The organism is Streptomyces sp. NPDC054765 (assembly GCF_053612065.1).
Map to the genome: position 1 here is coordinate 65,451 of NZ_JBSHBP010000015.1, position 16,180 is coordinate 81,630.

Below are 16,180 nucleotides of genomic sequence, written 5' to 3' on the forward strand. Positions count from 1 at the left end.
GGGGTGCTCACCCATGGGCCCGGGTTCGCCGGCTCTCGCGTCGTACTCGGCGTCGGCTCCCTCGTCGTACTCGGCGCCAGCTCCCGCGTCGTGCCCGGCGCCGGTCCCCGCGTCGTGCCCCGTACCGGCCCCCGTAGCATGAACCGGATGATCAGCAAGCCTGCCGGACGGGCAGCCTCCGCGGCCCCCTGCCGGATCACCGTGTGCCGCGGCTGCTGCTGCGGCGACGCGGCCAAGATCCCGGGTGTCGACCACGCCGGGCAGATACCGAGGTTGCGCGCGGCGCTCGACGGCGCGGCGCCGGTCCGGGCGTCGGAGTGTCTCGACGTCTGTGACCAGGCCAATGTGGTGGTCGTCCAGCCGTCGGCCGCGGGCCGGGCGGCCGGCGGACGCCCCGTCTGGCTGGGTCTGGTCAACGACGACGACGCGCTGGCGGACATCGCCGCCTGGATCCGGGCCGGCGGTCCCGGTCTCGCGGAGCCGCCGGGCGTGCTCGACCTGTATGCGATCAAGGTGTCACGGCGGGTACAGGAGGGGCTGGCGGGCTGAGACGTCGGGGCACCCCCGCGCCCCGGCATGTCCGCCCAGGTCACCGCCCCAAGAACACCGCCGCCGGTTACCGGAGTCTTACGGCAGCGAAGCGGGCCGCCCGCCACCGTGCGCAGTGGTGTTGGCTGGGGCCATGACGTATCTCCCGGAAAGGGCACGCTGACCCCGTGCACCGCGCCACGCCGCCCTCCGCGCCCCCGCCCGCTCCGCTGAACGGGCCGCCGCGCCGTGTCCTGGTCGTCGAGGACGATCCGACCGTCGCCGAGGTGGTCACCGGCTATCTCTCCCGCGCCGGCTACACCACCGAGCACGCCGCCGACGGTTTCGCCGCCCTGGACCGGGCCGCGGAGTTCCGTCCGCATCTCGTCGTGCTCGATCTGATGCTGCCGGGCATCGACGGACTGGAAGTGTGCCGCCGGCTGCGCCGTGCCGACGACGGCCCCGCGGTCCCGGTGGTGATGCTGACGGCCCGCGGTGAGGAGGCGGACCGCATCCTCGGGCTGGAGCTGGGCGCGGACGACTATGTGACCAAGCCGTTCAGCCCGCGGGAGCTGGTGCTGCGGATCGGCTCGGTGCTGCGCCGGGCGGAGTCCGCGCCGCCGGCCGCGGCGACCTCCTCCGTACTGCGGGCCGGGGATCTCAGTGCCGACCCCGGCGGCCGGCGCGCCGACCGCGGCGGACGGGAACTGTCCCTGACCGCCCGGGAGTTCGACCTGCTGGTCTTCCTGATGCGCCACCCCGGGCAGGTCTTCTCCCGGGAGGAGCTGCTGCACCGCGTCTGGGGCTGGGAGTTCGGCGATCTGTCCACGGTGACCGTGCATGTGCGGCGGCTGCGCGAGAAGATCGAGGAGGATCCGGCGGCGCCACGGCTGGTGACGACGGTCTGGGGCGCGGGCTACCGCTTCGACCCCACGGAGAACGAGGAGCCGCCGGTGGCCTGGCCCCTGCTGGGCGGCGAGCCGCGCGCATGACGGAGTTTCTGGTGATCGTGGCGCTGGCGGCGCTCGGTGCGGCGCTGGCGGGGCTGCTCGCCGCGCCCGCGGTACGGGTGCTGCGGCGGCGCTCGGTCGCGCTGTCGCTGTTCGCGGTGGCGGCGCTGGCGGTGGCCGCGATGGCGGCGGGGACGGTGGCGGTCGCCCAGGCGATGTTTCTGTCCGGGCACGACCTGGGCGTGGTGATGGCCGTGGTGGCCGTCTCCGGGGTGGTGTCGCTGGCGGCCGCGCTGCTCTTCGGACGGCGGATCGCGGCGGGCAGCCGGGAGCTGGCGCGCTCGGCCCGTACGGTCGGCAGCGAGGGCGGCTTCGTGGCGCCCGCCGAGCCGCCCACCGCCGAACTGGCCGCGCTGTCCCGGGCCTTGGAGGAGACCAGCGGGCGGCTGGCCGAGGCACGGGAGCGGGAGCGGGCGCTCGATGCCTCCCGGCGTGATCTGATCGCCGGGATCTCGCACGATCTGCGCACCCCGCTCGCCGGGCTGCGGGCGATGGCCGAGGCGCTGGAGGACGGGGTCGCCGAGGACACCGCGCGCTACCACGCACGGATGCGGATCGAGGTGGACCGGCTGGCCGCGATGGTCGACGACCTCTTCGAACTGTCCCGCATCCAGGCCGGGGCGCTGGCCCTGACGCTGTCGCGGGTGTCGGTGTACGACCTGGTGGACGATGCCCTCGCGGGTGCCCGGCCGCTGGCGCGGGCGAGCGGGGTGCGGCTGGTGGACGGCGGGGTGGTCCCGCTGCCGGTCCGGGTGGACGCCCAGCAGATCACCCGCGTACTGGGCAATCTGCTGGTCAACGCGATCCGTGCGACGCCGGCCGACGGCACCGTCGCGGTCAGCGCGCGGCACGAGGCGGGCCGGGTGGTGCTCGCGGTCGAGGACGGCTGCGGCGGCATCCCGCCGGAGGATCTGGCACGGGTCTTCGACACCGGCTGGCGCGGCGGTGCGGCACGCACCCCGCGCGCGGACGGCAAGGGCGGCGCCGGGCTGGGGCTGGCGATCGTCCGCGGCATCATGGAGGCCCATGAGGGCCGGGCGACGGTACGCAATGCCGGGTCCGGCTGCCGCTTCGAGGTCGAACTGCCGTCGGCGGAAGTCCAGGGGGAAGCACAGGGGGAAGCACAGGGGGAACCGCGCCCCGAGCAGCACACGGAGCCGCCGACGGCGTGACGTACGGGCGCCCGGCATCAGCGGGCGGCGGCGCATCCGCTCCCCCGGACGCCCGTGTCAAGGGCTCACCACCCGGCGGTACTCGCATCGTGGGCGAGTGGCGGCGACACCGCGGCGTTCCGGGTGCCGTTGCCGGCCGCCGGAACGATCCTGACGGGGACGCGTGCCCGGCAAGGGGAGCGGTTGGCCCACCACTCCAGGTGTGCGGTGCGCTCGTCGCGGTCCCTTCGTCGAGGGTATGCGGCGTGGTGGCAGATCCACGGCCGAGTGTCGCGCGGGACGACGGCTCCCGGCCGCGGCGACAGCCGCCCCCGGGGAGCCGCTAAGCGTCGCCCTGGCCCCGGTTTCCGCCCTCGGCCCGGTCACCGTTCCCGTTCCCGATCCTGTTCCCGATCCCGATCCCGTTCCCGTGCACCCACAGCGGATGCTCGCGCCTGGCCCAGCCCGCGTCGACGGAGCCGGTGCGCAGACCGCGGCGTGACTCGGGATCGCCGAACGCCTTCCAGACATGGCCCGCGATCACGATGATCACGGCGAGCGCGAGCCAGTCGTGGACGAAGGTCGCGCCGGTGCGCCAGACCAGGGGGGCGAGACCGGTGAACCACATCAGCAGGCCGGTGCCGAGCATCACCAGGACCGCGCCGGCGATCCAGGCGGCGTAGAGCTTCTGGCCGGCGTTGAACTTGCCGGCCGGGCGGCCCCCTCGGCGGCGCAGGGCGGCGCGCAGCCACTGGCGGTCGTGCGGGCCGTAGCGGTTGAGGCGGGTGAGGTCGGCGCGCAGGGCGCGGGAGCCGAGGCCCAGCAGCAGGGGGACGGGCAGCAGGATGCCGGACCACTCGTGGACGGTGACCATCAGATGGCGGCGGCCGACGAGTTCGGCGAGGAAGGGGAGGTAGAGGCAGCCCGCGGTGAGGACACAGACGGCCATCAAGGTGGCGGTGGCGCGGTGCACCCGGTGCTCGGCGGGGGTGAAGCGGGGGACACGGGGGCGCGCCGTGGTGGTGGACCCGTACCGGCTCTCAGGTCGTCGGGGCATCGTCGCGTCCGTTCGACCGGCCGACCCAGGCGTCGACGTCATATCCGAGGTTCTCCCAGTATCCGGGCTGGACGTGGTCGGTGACGGTGATCCCGGACAGCCACTTCGCCGACTTGTAGAAGTACATGGGCGCGACGTAGAGGCGCACCGGACCACCGTGGGCGTGGCCGAGCGGCTTGTCCTGCATCCGCAGGGCGACCAGGACGTCGTCGCGGCGGGCCTGTTCGAGGGTGAGGGATTCGCTGTAGGCCCCGTCGAAACAGGTGAAGCGGACGGCCTTGGCCTCGGGGCGGACGCCCGCGGCGTCGAGGAGGGTGGACAGGCGTACGCCCTCGAACGGGGTGCCGGGCACCCGCCAGCCGGTGACGCACTGGACATCGCGGACGAGCCGGGTCTGTGGCAGCCGGCGCAGGTCGGCGAGGCGGTAGCCGGCGCGGTGGCGGACCAGGCCGTCGACCGTGAGGCGGTAGGTGCGCTCGTCCTTGTCCGGTACGGAGCCGGTCACGGAGTAGTAGCGGAAGCCGCCGCCGCCCGGGAGCAGACCGGTCAGGCCGGTGGGGTCCTGCTGCGCTGCGGCGCCGAGGGTGCTGTCGTAGGCGCGCTGCAGGAAGGGGGCCGTGGCGACGCCGGCCGCACCGGCGGCGAGCATGCCGAGCACCACACGGCGGCCCACCGGGGTCCCGCGCCCGTCCTCGCCGCCGCCCGCCGCACGGGCCGGGTTCACGTCCTTGGTCACCCTCCGATTCGAACACCCCGTGGGCGCCGGGGCCAGTGTCCGGGCCCCGGCGTCAGACTTTCGTCATCAGCGCCACGGGCCACGGGGCGGCGGCGTCCCCGGCCCGGCGGAGCGCGGTGGCCCGTGCGGCCCGGAAGGCGGCTTCGGCGTCGCCGCCCGGGTACGACCACGGTGCGCGCGTGGGGTGCGGGCCGATGCGCTGGAAGAGCGCGGCGGCCTCGGCCATCCTCCCGTGGTGGAACGTGGCATGGGCGAGAAAGTTGAGGTCGATCGTGCGGCGGGGGTGGTCTTCGCCCTCCCATTCCAGCCACCAGTCGACGGCGGTCTGCAGGATCTGCCGGGCCCGCCGGGTGGACCAGTGGAGCCAGTCCGCGGGGTCGGGTGGCGCCAGGCCGGCCGCGGCCAGTACGCGGTGGCGCTCGGTGTGCGCCACGACGGGCAGGAGCGCGAGCGGGGAGTCGGCGGGGGCGCGTTCCGCGGCGCGGGCCGCGAAGACATGGGCCGGGTGCCGCGGGTCGACGGTGACGCCCGGCAGCTGCTCGGCGAGGGACGCCGTCATGAGGTGGTGGGCGTGATGGTGGTCGCGGTGGCGGGCGCGCACCTGGTGGAAGGCGTGCGTCCGTTCGTCCGGGGTGCCGGTGCGGCGGGCGAGGATCAGCGCGCCGAGCCAGGGGGTGGGGTCGTCGGGCAGCATCCGGGCGGCGGTGGCGCAGGCCTCGGCGGCGGCCTCGGCGGAGCTCTCGCCGCGCAGAGCGAGATGGACGGTGGCGAGGGCCAGGAGGGTGGCGGCGTCGCCGCTGTCCGGTTCGGTGAGCTGCCAGTCGCCCGCCCGGACGGCGCTGCCCGGACAGGTGGCCAGAACGGTTAATCGGTGGCCGCGCAGGTCCCAGTCCTCGCCGGTCCCGGCGAGCAGGGTACGCGCCCTGCCCCATTGGCCGAGCGCCAACGCATCGGCGGCGATGGCCAGTTGGGTGTCGCCCAGGGCCGGGGCGAGGACCGGGGCACCCGGACAGCGGGCGCGTCCGATGGGTGGTGACGGCGGTGGCGAAGGGGAAATCGAAATCACGGGTCAGGGGCTCCATGGCGCGCCGCACCGGCCGTCTCACCGCATCGAGTCGTCCTCGGCGGGAGGGACCGGATCCGCGCGCGCCTCTACAGAGGGTGATGGCTTGGTCCACACCAGTCATCACGCACAGCAAAGCGGTACGTAGAGCTCTGCGTCAAGACGGGAAAGGGAATGGCCGGATCCGCCAACCCTCCTTCCGCATTGCGGAATTGAGTGGGCGCACACCGGAACTCGGCCGGGTGTGACGCTCCGGGAGACCCGTCGCGCCGCCTTCTGTCCCCTCCGGCCTCTCCGTCCGTCCGGCCTCTCCCCCTCCGGCCTCTCCGTCCCTCCTGCCGTCCAGCCCCTCCCTGCCCCGGCCCGTCAGGACACCGCTCGCGCCGCCGCCCATCCCGCCGTCCGCCCGGAGAAGAGGCAGCCGCCGAGGAAGGTGCCCTCCAGCGAGCGGTAGCCGTGCACCCCGCCGCCGCCGAACCCGGCCGCCTCGCCCGCCGCGTACACGCCGGGCAGGGGCGCGCCACCGTCGGTCAGCACCCGCGAGGAGAGATCGGTCTCCAGACCGCCGAGCGTCTTCCGGGTGAGGATGTTCAGCCGTACGGCGATCAGCGGTCCGGCCTTGGGGTCGAGCAGCCGGTGCGGGGCGGCAGTGCGGATCAGGCGGTCGCCGAGGTAGGTGCGGGCCCCGCGTATCGCGGTCACCTGGAGGTCCTTGGTGAAGGAGTGCGCGATCTCCCGGTCCCGGGCCACGATCGCGTCGCGCAGCGCGTCCTCGGCTATCAGCGGCTCCTCGGTCAGCTCGTTCATCCGGCGCACCAGATCGGTCAGCGCATGCTCGACGATGAAGTCCGCGCCGTGGTCCATGAACGCCTGCACCGGGCCCGGCGCGCCCGCCCTGGCCCGGCCGAGCACCCCGCGGACGCTCTTGCCGGTCAGATCGGGGTTCTGTTCGGAGCCGGAGAGGGTGAACTCCTTCTCGATGACCTTCCGGGTGAGTACGAACCAGGTGTGGTCGTGCCCGGTCCGCATGATGTGTTCGAGCGTGCCGAGGGTGTCGAAGCCGGGGAACAGCGGCACCGGCAGCCGCTTGCCGCGGGCATCCAGCCACAGCGGGGACGGGCCGGACAGGATCCGGATGCCGTGCAGCGGCCAGACGGGGTTCCAGTTGTCGATGCCCTCGGTGTAGTGCCACATCCGGTCGCGGTTGATGATCCGGCCGCCGGCCGCCTCGGTGATGCCCAGCATCTTGCCGTCCACGTGCGCGGGCACCCCGGACAGCATCCGTCGCGGGGGCCTGCCGAGCCGCTCGGGCCAGTTGGCGCGCACCAGCTCGTGGTTGCCGCCGATCCCGCCGGAGGTGACGATCACCGCCTGGGCCTTGAGCTCGAAGGCGCCGGCCACCTCACGGCTGCTGGGCCTGCCGCGCTCGGCGTCCGAGGGCTCCAGGATCTCGCCGCTGACGGTGTCCACGCTCCCCGCGGTGCGCGACAGCCCGGTCACCCGGTGGCGGAAGCGCAGCTCCACCAGGCCACGGGCGGCGCCGGCCCGCACCCGGCGGGCGAACGGGGCGACCAGGCCGGGCCCGGTGCCCCAGGTGATGTGGAAGCGGGGGACGGAGTTGCCGTGCCCGGTCGCGTCATAGCCGCCGCGCTCGGCCCAGCCGACGACGGGGAAGAACCGTACGCCCTGCCGGTGCAGCCAGGAGCGCTTCTCGCCGGCCGCGAAATCGACGTAGGCCTCCGCCCATTTGCGCGGCCAGTGGTCCTCGGGCCGGTCGAAGCCGGCCGTGCCCAGCCAGTCCTGCCAGGCCAGCTCATGGCTGTCGCGGATCCGCAGCCGACGCTGCTCGGGGGAGTCCACCAGGAAGAGACCGCCGAAGGACCAGTGGGCCTGTCCGCCGAGGGACTGTCCGGGCTCTTGATCGAGGAGGATCACCTTCCGTCCGGCGTCCACCAGCTCCGCGGTGGCCGCCAGGCCCGCGAGCCCCGCTCCGATCACGATCACATCAGCGTCGTACGCCATCTCAGCCTTCTCCTCAACGGGGCACACCGGGCGCCCCGGCCGCCGGGTGGAATGATCCTCAGCGCACCCGACTGCCGCGTCAACCATGTGATTACCGCGCGGTACACCAGGGCGCGCAGGAGAATGGTGGGTGACGAGGGCCACCCCACGCCCGCCGCCGGATGACTATCCTCAGGCGCATCCCCCGCCCCGCGCGATACGAGGTGCGACGTGACGGTGATACTGCTCGCCCTTGGAGCGGCCTGCTGTCTGGGACTCGGTTTCGTGTTTCAGCAGGCCGCGGCGCAGCACGCCCCGATGAAGGACTACCTGTCCGTACGACTGCTGCTGGACCTGGTAAGGGTGCCACTGTGGCTGGCCGGTATCGGGCTGATGGTGGTCGGGATGGCACTCGGCGCGGTGGCGCTGGGCATGGGCGACATCACCCTCGTGGAGCCGCTGCTGGCGACCAATCTGCTGTTCGCGATGGCGCTGTCACGGCGGCTGACCCGGCAGCGGCTCGGCCGTAGCGGCTGGGCCGGACTGTGGCTGCTGGCGGGCGGGGTCACGGCCTTCATCGTGGCCGGGCGTCCGCAGGGCGGACAGCGCAACGGCGATCATCTGTGGCAGTGGCTGATCATGGGCATGGTGCTGGGCACCGCCTTGCTGCTGGCGGCGGTCGCCAAGCGGGAGCGGGTGCATGTGAGTCTGGAGGCCGCGCTGCTGGGCATCGCGGCAGGGCTGATCTACGGGCTGCAGGACGCGCTGACCCGGATCAGCGGTGAGCACTTCGGCGCGGGCGGCTGGTCGGCGCTGCTCACCAGCTGGCAGCCGTACGCCATCGTGGTGCTCGGTGTGCTGGCGCTGGTGCTCGTCCAGAGCGCCTTCGAGTCGGCGCCGCTGCGGCTCTCGCTGCCCGCGCTGACCGCCGCCCAGCCGCTGGCCGGTATCGCCTGCGGGGTCGGGTTCCTCGGCGACCAGCTCCGGGTGACGCCCGGCGCGCTGGCGTGGGAGGTGGCCGGGATCGTCGCCGTCGTCGCGGGCATCGTGCTGATCGGCAGCCATCCGGCGATGCCGCCGGGGTCCGGCCGGAGGGAGAACGTACGGGAGCTGCAGCCGCGCTGACGGGGCCCGTCCCGGCCGCTTCCCCCTCGGTGGCAGCCGCTTCCGGAGACGGCCGCCCGGTGGGCCCCGCCCCGGGCCCGGGTGGTTGCATGGCCCCATGACCGATCAGCAACCGCTCAGCGCGGACGAGATCCTCGACGTCGTCGATGAGAACGATCAGGTCGTGGGGCAGGCCCCACGCGGTGAGGCATACGCCCGCCGGATGCGTACCCGGGCGTCGTTCGTCCTCGCCCGGGACGACCGGGACCGGATCTTCGTCCACCGCCGCACCCCGCAAAAGCTCGTCTTCCCCGCGCACTACGACATGTTCGTGGGAGGGGTGGTCGGCACCGGTGAGACCTACGACCAGGCGGCGCTGCGCGAGGCGGAGGAGGAGCTGGGCGTCCAGGGGCTGCAGCCGCCGGAACCGCTGTTCAAGTTCCTCTACGAGACGGCCGAGCACACCTGGTGGTCCGCGGTCTACCAGGTGCGCTGCACCCTGCCGGTCGCCCCGCAGGAGTCGGAGATCGACTGGTACGCGTTCCTGACGGAGGAGGAGCTGACCCGGCGGCTCGGGGAGTGGCCGTGGACGCCGGACGGGCTCGCCGCGTACCGGCAGCTGGTCACCCGGCGGGAGGCGGGGGAGCTCTGATGCACCCCGGGCACGGGACGGGCCGGCCGATAGGGTTTCGGCCATGATCCTCACCGAGGGACTGCGGTCGGCCGGCGCGGCCGTACGGCTGTGGTTGTCACCCGCGCGGGTCCGCGACGAGGGCGACACGCCCGACTACCGCTTCTCGCTCGCCAATGAACGCACCTTTCTCGCCTGGCTGCGCACCGGGCTGGCGCTGGTCGGCGGCGGGTTCGCGGTGGACCAGTTCCTGCCCCGGCTGCACCAGGGGCTGCGGGTGACCTTCACCGTCGTCCTGCTGGTGGGCGGCGCGCTGTGTGCGCTGCGGGCGGTCAATCACTGGGTGCGCTGCGAGCGTGCGATGCGGCGCGGCGAGGATCTGCCGGTCACCCGCTTCCCCACGGCGCTGGCGCTGGGCGTCGGCGTACTGGCGGTGGCGGTGGTCGTGCTGGTCCTCGTGGGCTGGTCCGGCTAGCCGATGACGGGCGGAGCGCGGCCGGACGCGGGGGCACCGCGGCCGGCTCCCGACCGGGACCCCGGGCTGCAGCCGGAGCGCACCAGGCTGGCGTGGCGGCGTACGACCCTGTCCGCCACGGCGGTGGCGGTGCTGGCCGGCCGTCAGCTGCTGCGGAGCGCGGCCCCGGGACCGGTGGAAGTGGTTCTGGCAGTGCTGATGGGGCTGCTGTGGATGGTGTTCGTGGCGCTCGCGCACCGCAGGATGCAGCAGATGACCACCGGCCGGCCACCGGGCCTGCCGCCGCGGACCGCGCTGCTGCTGGTCGGCAGCACGCTCGCGCAGGCGCTGTGCGGCGCGTTGATCCTGGTGTGGCCGGGGCACTGAGACGGGGCGCGGTGCCCCGAGGCGGGCCGCGGGGGTACGGTGACGCGACCCTCGTGATCACCGGATCGGGCACGGACCCCGCCCCGGCGAGGGGCATACAGAACCACCGGACGAGGGGACACACCCGCATGACCGACTCGGCAGCACGGAACACACCGGAGGGGACCCCGTCGGCACGGACCTCAGGGCCCGGCGCCTTCGGGCCGGACGCCGCCGGACCGCCGGCCGACGGGAGTCCCGCAGGCGCCCCGCCCGCCGCCGGGCACCCCCTGCCCGAGCCCTACCTCACCGAACTGGCCGCCGGTGTGCACGCGTTCATCCAGCCGGACGGTGGCTGGTGCCTGAACAACGCGGGCCTCGTCACCGACGGGGACGCCACCCTGCTCGTGGACACCGCCGCCACCGAGCGCCGGGCGCGCCTGCTGCGCCGGAGGATCGCCGAGAGCGGCGCGCCCGCGCCCCGGATGGTGGTGAACACCCACCACCACGGCGACCACACCTACGGCAACTGTGTGTTCACGCCCGGGGCCACGGTCATCGGGCATGCCTCCTGCCGCCGTGAGCTGCTGGCCGCCGGGCAGCAGCTGCATGCGGTGTGGCCGGGAGTGGAGTACGGCGACATCCGTCTGACGGCGCCGGAGGTCACCTACACCGACGAGCTGGCCCTGCACGTCGGCGACATCGAGGTGCGGCTGATCCATCCGGGCGTGGCGCACACCACCGGCGACACGCTGGTCTGGCTGCCCCGGCAGCGCATCGTCTTCGCCGGCGATCTGGTCTTCCACGGCGGCACGCCGTTCGTCTTCATGGGTTCGCTGGCCGGATCGCTGCGTGCCCTGGAGCTGCTGCGCACCCTGGACGCGGTCACCGTCGTGCCCGGGCACGGTCCGGTGACCGGCCCGGAGGTCTATGACGACATCGAGCGCTATCTGCGGTTCGTCGGCCGGCTGGCGCGCGAGGGCCGGGCGGCCGGCCGTACGCCGCTGGAGGTGGCCCGGGAGGCGGACCTCGGCCCGTTCGCCGAGCTGGCCGAGAGCGAGCGGCTGGTGGCGAATCTGCACCGGGCGTACGCGGAGCTGGCGGGCGCCGCACCGGGTGCCCCGCTCGACCCCATGGTGGGGTTCGCGGACATGACGGTCATGAACGGCGGGGTGCCGATGGCCTGTCACGCATGAGGCCGGCCCCGTGCGCCCGGTGCGCAGGGGCGGCCGCTGCGGGAGGGTCACCGGAGCGGCGGGATCCGCCGGCATGGCGGAAAACCCCCGCGTGACCGACGCCCCACGCCCCGTCACTGGACTCCATACCGACTAGTCGGCATGATCGTGCTGCGACCGATGGACCGTCCACTCCGTACGGAGGAGCACGATGAGCATGGGCACCCCTCCCCCACAGGCCCGAGGCGGGGCGGACGAGGATCCTCCCGGCCTCGGCCTGGAGCGACTGCGCGCGCATCTGGACCGGGAGCGGCCGGGGCTGGCCGGCGGCCCGCTGCGGGCCCGGCTGATCGAGGGCGGGCGGTCCAACCTCACCTACCGCGTCACCGACGGTGCCGCGTCCTGGGTCGTCCGCCGGCCGCCGCTCGGCCATGTGCTGGCCACCGCGCACGACATGCGGCGCGAGCACCGCGTCATCAGCGCCCTGCACGAGACGCCGGTGCCGGTGCCCGAGACCCTGCTGCTGTGCGAGGACGAGGCGGTCATCGGCGCACCCTTCTATGTGATGGAGCTGGTCGAGGGCGTGCCGTACCGCACGGCCGGCGAGCTGGCCGCGCTCGGCCCCGAGCGCACCCGGGCCGTGGTGCTCTCCCTGGTCGATACGCTCGTGGACCTGCACGCCGTGGACCCCGAGGCGGTCGGGCTCGGTGACTTCGGCCGCCCCGAGGGCTTTTTGGAGCGGCAACTGCGGCGCTGGGGCCAGCAGTTGAGCGCCTCCAAGAACCGCGACCTGCCGGGGATCGACGAGCTGCACGAGGCACTGGGCCGGGCGCTGCCCACCTCGCCCGCACCGGCCGTCGTACACGGCGACTACCGCCTCGACAACGTTCTGGTCGGGGCCGATGACACGATCACGGCCGTACTGGACTGGGAGATGTCCACGCTCGGCGATCCGCTGACCGACCTCGGCCTGCTGGCGATGTACAGCTCGGACCTGGGCCTGCCCGAGTCGCCGGTCAGCACCACCAGCGGCGCCCCCGGCCACCCCTCGCCGGCCGAGCTGATCGAGCGCTATGCCGCCCGCTCCGGCCGGGACACCTCCGCCCTCGCCTGGTACACGGCGTTCGCCTGGTTCAAGCTCGCCGTGATCCTCGAAGGCATCCACTACCGCTTCACGCTCGGCCAGACCGTCGGCGCCGGGTTCGACCGGATCGGCGAGCTGGTCCCCGTCTTCATCGAGCACGGACTCACCACCCTCAAGGAAGGCTGAGGCACCCATGGACTTCGCATTCGACGCCCGGACCGAGGAACTGCGCGCACAGCTCCTGACGTTCATGGACGAGCATGTCCACCCGGCCGAGCAGACCGCCCATGAGCAGCGGGCTGCGCTCTCCTCGCCGTGGGACACCCCGGCGGTCGTCGAGGAACTCAAGGCCGAGGCCCGCCGGCAGGGCCTGTGGAACCTGTTCTTTGTGGATCAGCACAGCCTCCCCGGCGCGGAGCACGGCGCCGGCCTGACCAACCTCCAGTACGCCCCGCTGGCCGAAATCACCGGCCGCAGCCCCCAGTTGGCGCCCACCGCGCTGAACTGCGCGGCGCCGGACACCGGCAATATGGAGGTGCTGGCGCAGTTCGGCAACGAGGCGCAGCAGAAGCAGTGGCTCCAGCCGCTGCTGGCCGGCGAGATCCGGTCGGCGTTCGCGATGACCGAGCCGGAGGTGGCCTCGTCGGACGCCACCAACATCGAGACGCATATCGCGCGGGACGGCGACAGCTACGTCATCAACGGGCGCAAGTGGTACATCTCCGGGGCGATGAACCCGCTGTGCCAGATCTTCATCGTGATGGGCAAGACCGACCCGGACGGCGCGGACATCCGCCGCCAGCAGTCGATGATCCTGGTGCCGCGCGACACTCCCGGCCTGGAGGTCAAGCGCGCCATGCAGGTCTACGGCTACGAGGACCACTACCACGGCGGCCACGCCGAGGTGGTCTTCCACGACGTGCGGGTGCCGGCGGCCAACCTGATCGGCGAGGAGGGCGGCGGCTTCGGCATCGCCCAGGCCCGGCTCGGCCCCGGCCGGATCCACCACTGCATGCGGCTGATCGGGATGGCCGAGCGCGCGATCGAGCTGATGTGCCGCCGCGCGGTGACCCGTACGGCCTTCGGCGAGCCGCTGGCCCGGCAGGGCGTCGTGCAGGAGTGGATCGCGGACGCCCGGGTGGCGGTGGAACAGCTGAGGCTGCTGGTGCTGAAGACCGCCTGGCTGATGGACACCGTCGGCAACAAGGGGGCCCACACCGAGATCCAGTCCATCAAGATCGCCACTCCGCGCACGGTCGTGGGCATCCTCGACAAGGCGGTCCAGCTGCACGGCGCGGGCGGCGTCAGCCAGGACTTCCCGCTGGCGGAACTGTGGGCCGGCGCCCGCACGCTCCAGCTCGCGGACGGCCCGGACGAGGTACACCAACGGTCGCTGGCACGACGGGAGTTGAAGCGTTACCTGTAAGGCGTTACCCGTAAGGCGTTGCCGGTCCGGCGACGCGGCCCGCGGTGACCGGACCCGCGGACGGACAGGCGCCCGCCGGCAGCGCGGGGCGCCCTTCTTGGCCTCCGAAGTGGGCCCCGGCCCGGGTGGGTGCGCCGCTATCCTCGGGGGATGCGTATCGGAGAACTGGCGCGGCGGACCGGGGTGCCGGTTCCGACGATCAAGTACTACACGCGGGAGGGCATGTTGCCCGCGGGCGAGCGCATCAGTCCCAACCAGGTCCGGTATGCGGATTCGCACATCCGGCGCCTGAAGCTGATCCGCGCGCTGACCGAAGTGGGCGGACTGTCCATCGCGGCTGCCGGTGAGGTGCTGTCGGGGATCGACTCCCCGGGCAACACCGTGCACGGCATGCTCGGGACCGCGCAGTCGGCGGTCAGCCGGGTGGCCGCCGAGCGGGGCACCGACGAGACATGGGAGCGCGCCGAGCGGGAGGTCGCGGAGCTGGTGCGGCGGCACGGCTGGACGGTGCGCCCCGAGAACCCGGGGTGGCAGACGCTCGTACAGGTCGTGGTGGCCTTGCACGAGCTCGACCGGAGTGAGCTGCTCGCGCTGCTGGACCGGTACGCGGAGGCCGCGTCGATCCTCGCCGCCGCCGAGCTGGCCGCGTTCGACAGGGTCCCGAGCCTCGACGCCAAGATCGAGGGCGCGGTGCTCGGGACCGTACTCGGCGACGCGGCGATGGCCGGGCTACGGCGGATCGCCCAGGAGGACGTCTCGCGGCGGGTGGCGGCGCGGACTCACCCGGGGTGAACGGGTTCGCCGGCCGGTACGAGGTGATGCACCCGGGCCGGCGGCAGGTTGCCCAGCACCAGTTCCGTACGGAAGGTGTGCCGGTCCAGTATCCGGCGCAGTGCGTTCTGCCCGTTGAGGGCGTGGATGCGCGCCGCTCCCCCGGTGAAGGTGCGGCGCACCGTCTGCCCTCCCACGTAGCCGAAGAAGGAGAGCGTGCCGCCGGGCCGCAGGGCGCCGAGCAGCCGGTCGAAGATGTCCGTCGTCGTCGGGGCGTCGAAGTTCGCGAACGGCAGACCGCAGACGATCGTGTCGTAGCTGCCGAGTTCGTGCTCCTGCACCAGGCCGGTGAGGAACTGCAGCCGCGGGTCGCCGCCGTGGACACCGCGCAGGATGTCGACGAAGCGCGGGTTGGCCTCGACCAGATCAAGGGTGTCCTCCCGGCCGAGCGCACCGGCGATGTGGCGGGTCACCGCTCCGGTGCCCGGCCCCACCTCCAGGACCGCGCGGGGACGGCCGGGGCTGGGGATCAGGTAGCGGGTCAGGGCCCTGCTCAGCCGGGGGCTGCTCGGCGCGATCGCGCCCACCTCCCGGCGCGTCCGTGCGTACTCCCGGAGAAACAGCGTCACTTCAGCCACAGGGCCACCCAATATCGGTAGTGATAGCAGTACTATCGATACCGTAAGTTACCGATGGCGGATCGGGACACCCCCGAGCCGGATCCGCCCCTGTGAGTGTTATCGCCCGGGGCGCATGCCCACTGGCCTTGCGCGCAATCCAATAAATTCCGGAAGATGCGGTGCGGGCCCTGCCGGGCCCGCCGCGCGGCAGCCGGGCTCACCCCGGCGTGACCGGCCCCCAACGCACGGTGAGCAGATGCGGCCGCTTCACCCCGGGAAAATGTGGCCGAGAAGACACGGCGCCGGCCCCGGGCCACGACGCCGGACCGCCCGCACCCACGGAGCCACCGGACCCGCCTGCCGTCTCACCGGACCGGCCTGCGGACTCACGGCCGCAGGGCGCGCAGCAGCAGCTCCGCGAGATGGTCCGCGACCTGCTGCGGGCTGAGCGGCCCGTCCTCGCGGTACCACGTCCCCAGGTGGTGCACGGAGCCGAAGTGGTAGTCCACGACGAGGTCGGCGGGGATGTCGGCGGCGAACACACCGGCGCGCTGGCCCTCCTCGACCAGGGCCCGGAACCGCTCGTGGTAACGCCGTCGTTCGGCGCGTACCTGCTTGTCCTTCTCCGGACTGAGGTGGTGCATCGAGCGGAAGAAGATCTTGGTGTCGTCGAGGTTCTCGATGGTGGTGACGACGACATCGGCGGCCGCGTCGCGCAGTCGCCGCTCCACCGGCGCGTCGGCGCCGGCGAAGTGGTCGAGCCGCTCCTGCTGGAGGCGCAGGACCCGGCCGTAGACCTCGTGGAGCAGATCCTCCTTGGAACCGAAGTAGTGATACAGGGCGCCCTTGGTGACGCCCGCCGCATCGACGATCTCCTGGACGGAGGTGCGGTCATAGCCCTGCTCGGCGAAGAGCCTGGTGGCGGTGGCCAGCAGCCGCTGGGCCACCGGCTTCGCACTGCCGTTGCCGTTGCCGTTGCCGTCCTTCGTGCCGGCCATCGCCC

At 73.2% G+C, this 16,180-nt stretch carries 17 protein-coding genes; 11 read left to right on the plus strand and 6 right to left on the minus strand.

Going from position 1 to position 16,180, the window contains the following annotated elements; translation table 11 throughout:
• The first annotated feature begins 147 nt into the window (after positions 1-147).
• From ACWGJY_RS12615 to ACWGJY_RS12625, 3 genes are all read left to right on the plus strand, one after another.
• Positions 148-549: a (2Fe-2S) ferredoxin domain-containing protein gene (locus ACWGJY_RS12615; RefSeq protein ID WP_453260775.1), complete on the plus strand. Its 402-nt coding sequence runs from the start codon at positions 148-150 to the stop codon at positions 547-549.
• A gap of 167 nt (positions 550-716) precedes the next feature.
• On the plus strand, positions 717-1,520 hold the full coding sequence (locus ACWGJY_RS12620) for a response regulator transcription factor (RefSeq protein WP_453260776.1): 804 nt from the start codon (positions 717-719) through the stop codon (positions 1,518-1,520).
• Positions 1,517-2,710, plus strand: a complete 1,194-nt coding sequence (locus ACWGJY_RS12625) for a sensor histidine kinase (RefSeq protein WP_453260777.1) — start codon at positions 1,517-1,519, stop codon at positions 2,708-2,710. The genes ACWGJY_RS12620 and ACWGJY_RS12625 overlap by 4 nt, the downstream gene beginning before the upstream one ends.
• Positions 2,711-3,032: 322 nt before the next feature.
• Here the strand turns inward: ACWGJY_RS12625 and ACWGJY_RS12630 are convergent, their stop codons facing one another.
• The 4 genes from ACWGJY_RS12630 to ACWGJY_RS12645 all read right to left on the minus strand — a co-directional run bounded on the left by ACWGJY_RS12630 (position 3,033) and on the right by ACWGJY_RS12645 (position 7,567).
• The gene (locus tag ACWGJY_RS12630; protein ID WP_453260778.1) at positions 3,033-3,746 is read right to left on the minus strand and encodes a cytochrome b/b6 domain-containing protein; all 714 of its coding nucleotides are present in this window, start codon (positions 3,744-3,746) and stop codon (positions 3,033-3,035) included.
• On the minus strand, positions 3,730-4,482 hold the full coding sequence (locus ACWGJY_RS12635; RefSeq protein WP_453260779.1) for a molybdopterin-dependent oxidoreductase: 753 nt from the start codon (positions 4,480-4,482) through the stop codon (positions 3,730-3,732). The genes ACWGJY_RS12630 and ACWGJY_RS12635 overlap by 17 nt, the downstream gene beginning before the upstream one ends.
• Positions 4,483-4,534: 52 nt before the next feature.
• Positions 4,535-5,548: a tetratricopeptide repeat protein gene (locus tag ACWGJY_RS12640; protein WP_453260780.1), complete on the minus strand. Its 1,014-nt coding sequence runs from the start codon at positions 5,546-5,548 to the stop codon at positions 4,535-4,537.
• A 363-nt stretch (positions 5,549-5,911) separates the two neighbouring features.
• Entirely contained in the window at positions 5,912-7,567 is a 1,656-nt protein-coding gene (locus ACWGJY_RS12645) for an FAD-binding dehydrogenase (protein WP_453260781.1), read from the minus strand.
• Between the two features lie 210 nt (positions 7,568-7,777).
• Here ACWGJY_RS12645 and ACWGJY_RS12650 point away from each other — a divergent pair, with 210 nt between their 5' ends.
• The 8 genes from ACWGJY_RS12650 to ACWGJY_RS12685 all read left to right on the plus strand — a co-directional run bounded on the left by ACWGJY_RS12650 (position 7,778) and on the right by ACWGJY_RS12685 (position 14,578).
• On the plus strand, positions 7,778-8,671 hold the full coding sequence (locus tag ACWGJY_RS12650; protein ID WP_453260782.1) for a DMT family transporter: 894 nt from the start codon (positions 7,778-7,780) through the stop codon (positions 8,669-8,671).
• 97 nt (positions 8,672-8,768) lie between these two features.
• Complete coding sequence (locus tag ACWGJY_RS12655) at positions 8,769-9,302, plus strand: NUDIX hydrolase (RefSeq protein ID WP_453260783.1); 534 nt, start codon at positions 8,769-8,771, stop codon at positions 9,300-9,302.
• Between the two features lie 43 nt (positions 9,303-9,345).
• Positions 9,346-9,756: a YidH family protein gene (locus ACWGJY_RS12660; protein WP_453260784.1), complete on the plus strand. Its 411-nt coding sequence runs from the start codon at positions 9,346-9,348 to the stop codon at positions 9,754-9,756.
• A 3-nt stretch (positions 9,757-9,759) separates the two neighbouring features.
• Entirely contained in the window at positions 9,760-10,122 is a 363-nt protein-coding gene (locus ACWGJY_RS12665) for a DUF202 domain-containing protein (RefSeq protein ID WP_453260785.1), read from the plus strand.
• Positions 10,123-10,250: 128 nt separating this feature from the next.
• On the plus strand, positions 10,251-11,297 hold the full coding sequence (locus ACWGJY_RS12670) for an MBL fold metallo-hydrolase (protein ID WP_453260786.1): 1,047 nt from the start codon (positions 10,251-10,253) through the stop codon (positions 11,295-11,297).
• A gap of 190 nt (positions 11,298-11,487) precedes the next feature.
• The gene (locus ACWGJY_RS12675) at positions 11,488-12,546 is read left to right on the plus strand and encodes a phosphotransferase family protein (RefSeq protein ID WP_453260787.1); all 1,059 of its coding nucleotides are present in this window, start codon (positions 11,488-11,490) and stop codon (positions 12,544-12,546) included.
• Between the two features lie 7 nt (positions 12,547-12,553).
• Positions 12,554-13,786: an acyl-CoA dehydrogenase family protein gene (locus tag ACWGJY_RS12680; protein ID WP_453260788.1), complete on the plus strand. Its 1,233-nt coding sequence runs from the start codon at positions 12,554-12,556 to the stop codon at positions 13,784-13,786.
• A gap of 150 nt (positions 13,787-13,936) precedes the next feature.
• Positions 13,937-14,578 (plus strand): MerR family transcriptional regulator, encoded by a 642-nt coding sequence (locus tag ACWGJY_RS12685; protein ID WP_453260789.1) that lies wholly within the window; start codon positions 13,937-13,939, stop codon positions 14,576-14,578.
• On the opposite strand, the gene ACWGJY_RS12690 is transcribed toward ACWGJY_RS12685, so the two are convergent.
• The gene (locus ACWGJY_RS12690; protein ID WP_453260790.1) at positions 14,566-15,195 is read right to left on the minus strand and encodes a class I SAM-dependent methyltransferase; all 630 of its coding nucleotides are present in this window, start codon (positions 15,193-15,195) and stop codon (positions 14,566-14,568) included. The two genes, ACWGJY_RS12685 and ACWGJY_RS12690, sit on opposite strands and share 13 nt — an antisense overlap.
• A 368-nt stretch (positions 15,196-15,563) precedes the next feature.
• Positions 15,564-16,175, minus strand: coding sequence for a TetR/AcrR family transcriptional regulator (locus tag ACWGJY_RS12695; protein WP_453260791.1), 612 nt, complete (start codon positions 16,173-16,175; stop codon positions 15,564-15,566).
• Between the last annotated feature and the right edge of the window lie 5 nt (positions 16,176-16,180).

What these genes read in the sequence shown, in the direction of transcription:
- ACWGJY_RS12695 (WP_453260791.1), bottom strand. Translation starts at nt 16,175, where the DNA reads ATGGCCGGCACGAAGGACGGCAACGGCAACGGCAACGGCAGTGCGAAG.
- ACWGJY_RS12670 (WP_453260786.1), top strand. Translation starts at nt 10,251, where the DNA reads ATGACCGACTCGGCAGCACGGAACACACCGGAGGGGACCCCGTCGGCA.
- ACWGJY_RS12680 (WP_453260788.1), top strand. Translation starts at nt 12,554, where the DNA reads ATGGACTTCGCATTCGACGCCCGGACCGAGGAACTGCGCGCACAGCTC.
- ACWGJY_RS12660 (WP_453260784.1), top strand. Translation starts at nt 9,346, where the DNA reads ATGATCCTCACCGAGGGACTGCGGTCGGCCGGCGCGGCCGTACGGCTG.
- ACWGJY_RS12675 (WP_453260787.1), top strand. Translation starts at nt 11,488, where the DNA reads ATGAGCATGGGCACCCCTCCCCCACAGGCCCGAGGCGGGGCGGACGAG.
- ACWGJY_RS12665 (WP_453260785.1), top strand. Translation starts at nt 9,760, where the DNA reads ATGACGGGCGGAGCGCGGCCGGACGCGGGGGCACCGCGGCCGGCTCCC.
- ACWGJY_RS12615 (WP_453260775.1), top strand. Translation starts at nt 148, where the DNA reads ATGATCAGCAAGCCTGCCGGACGGGCAGCCTCCGCGGCCCCCTGCCGG.
- ACWGJY_RS12625 (WP_453260777.1), top strand. Translation starts at nt 1,517, where the DNA reads ATGACGGAGTTTCTGGTGATCGTGGCGCTGGCGGCGCTCGGTGCGGCG.
- ACWGJY_RS12630 (WP_453260778.1), bottom strand. Translation starts at nt 3,746, where the DNA reads ATGCCCCGACGACCTGAGAGCCGGTACGGGTCCACCACCACGGCGCGC.
- ACWGJY_RS12655 (WP_453260783.1), top strand. Translation starts at nt 8,769, where the DNA reads ATGACCGATCAGCAACCGCTCAGCGCGGACGAGATCCTCGACGTCGTC.
- ACWGJY_RS12685 (WP_453260789.1), top strand. Translation starts at nt 13,937, where the DNA reads ATGCGTATCGGAGAACTGGCGCGGCGGACCGGGGTGCCGGTTCCGACG.
- ACWGJY_RS12645 (WP_453260781.1), bottom strand. Translation starts at nt 7,567, where the DNA reads ATGGCGTACGACGCTGATGTGATCGTGATCGGAGCGGGGCTCGCGGGC.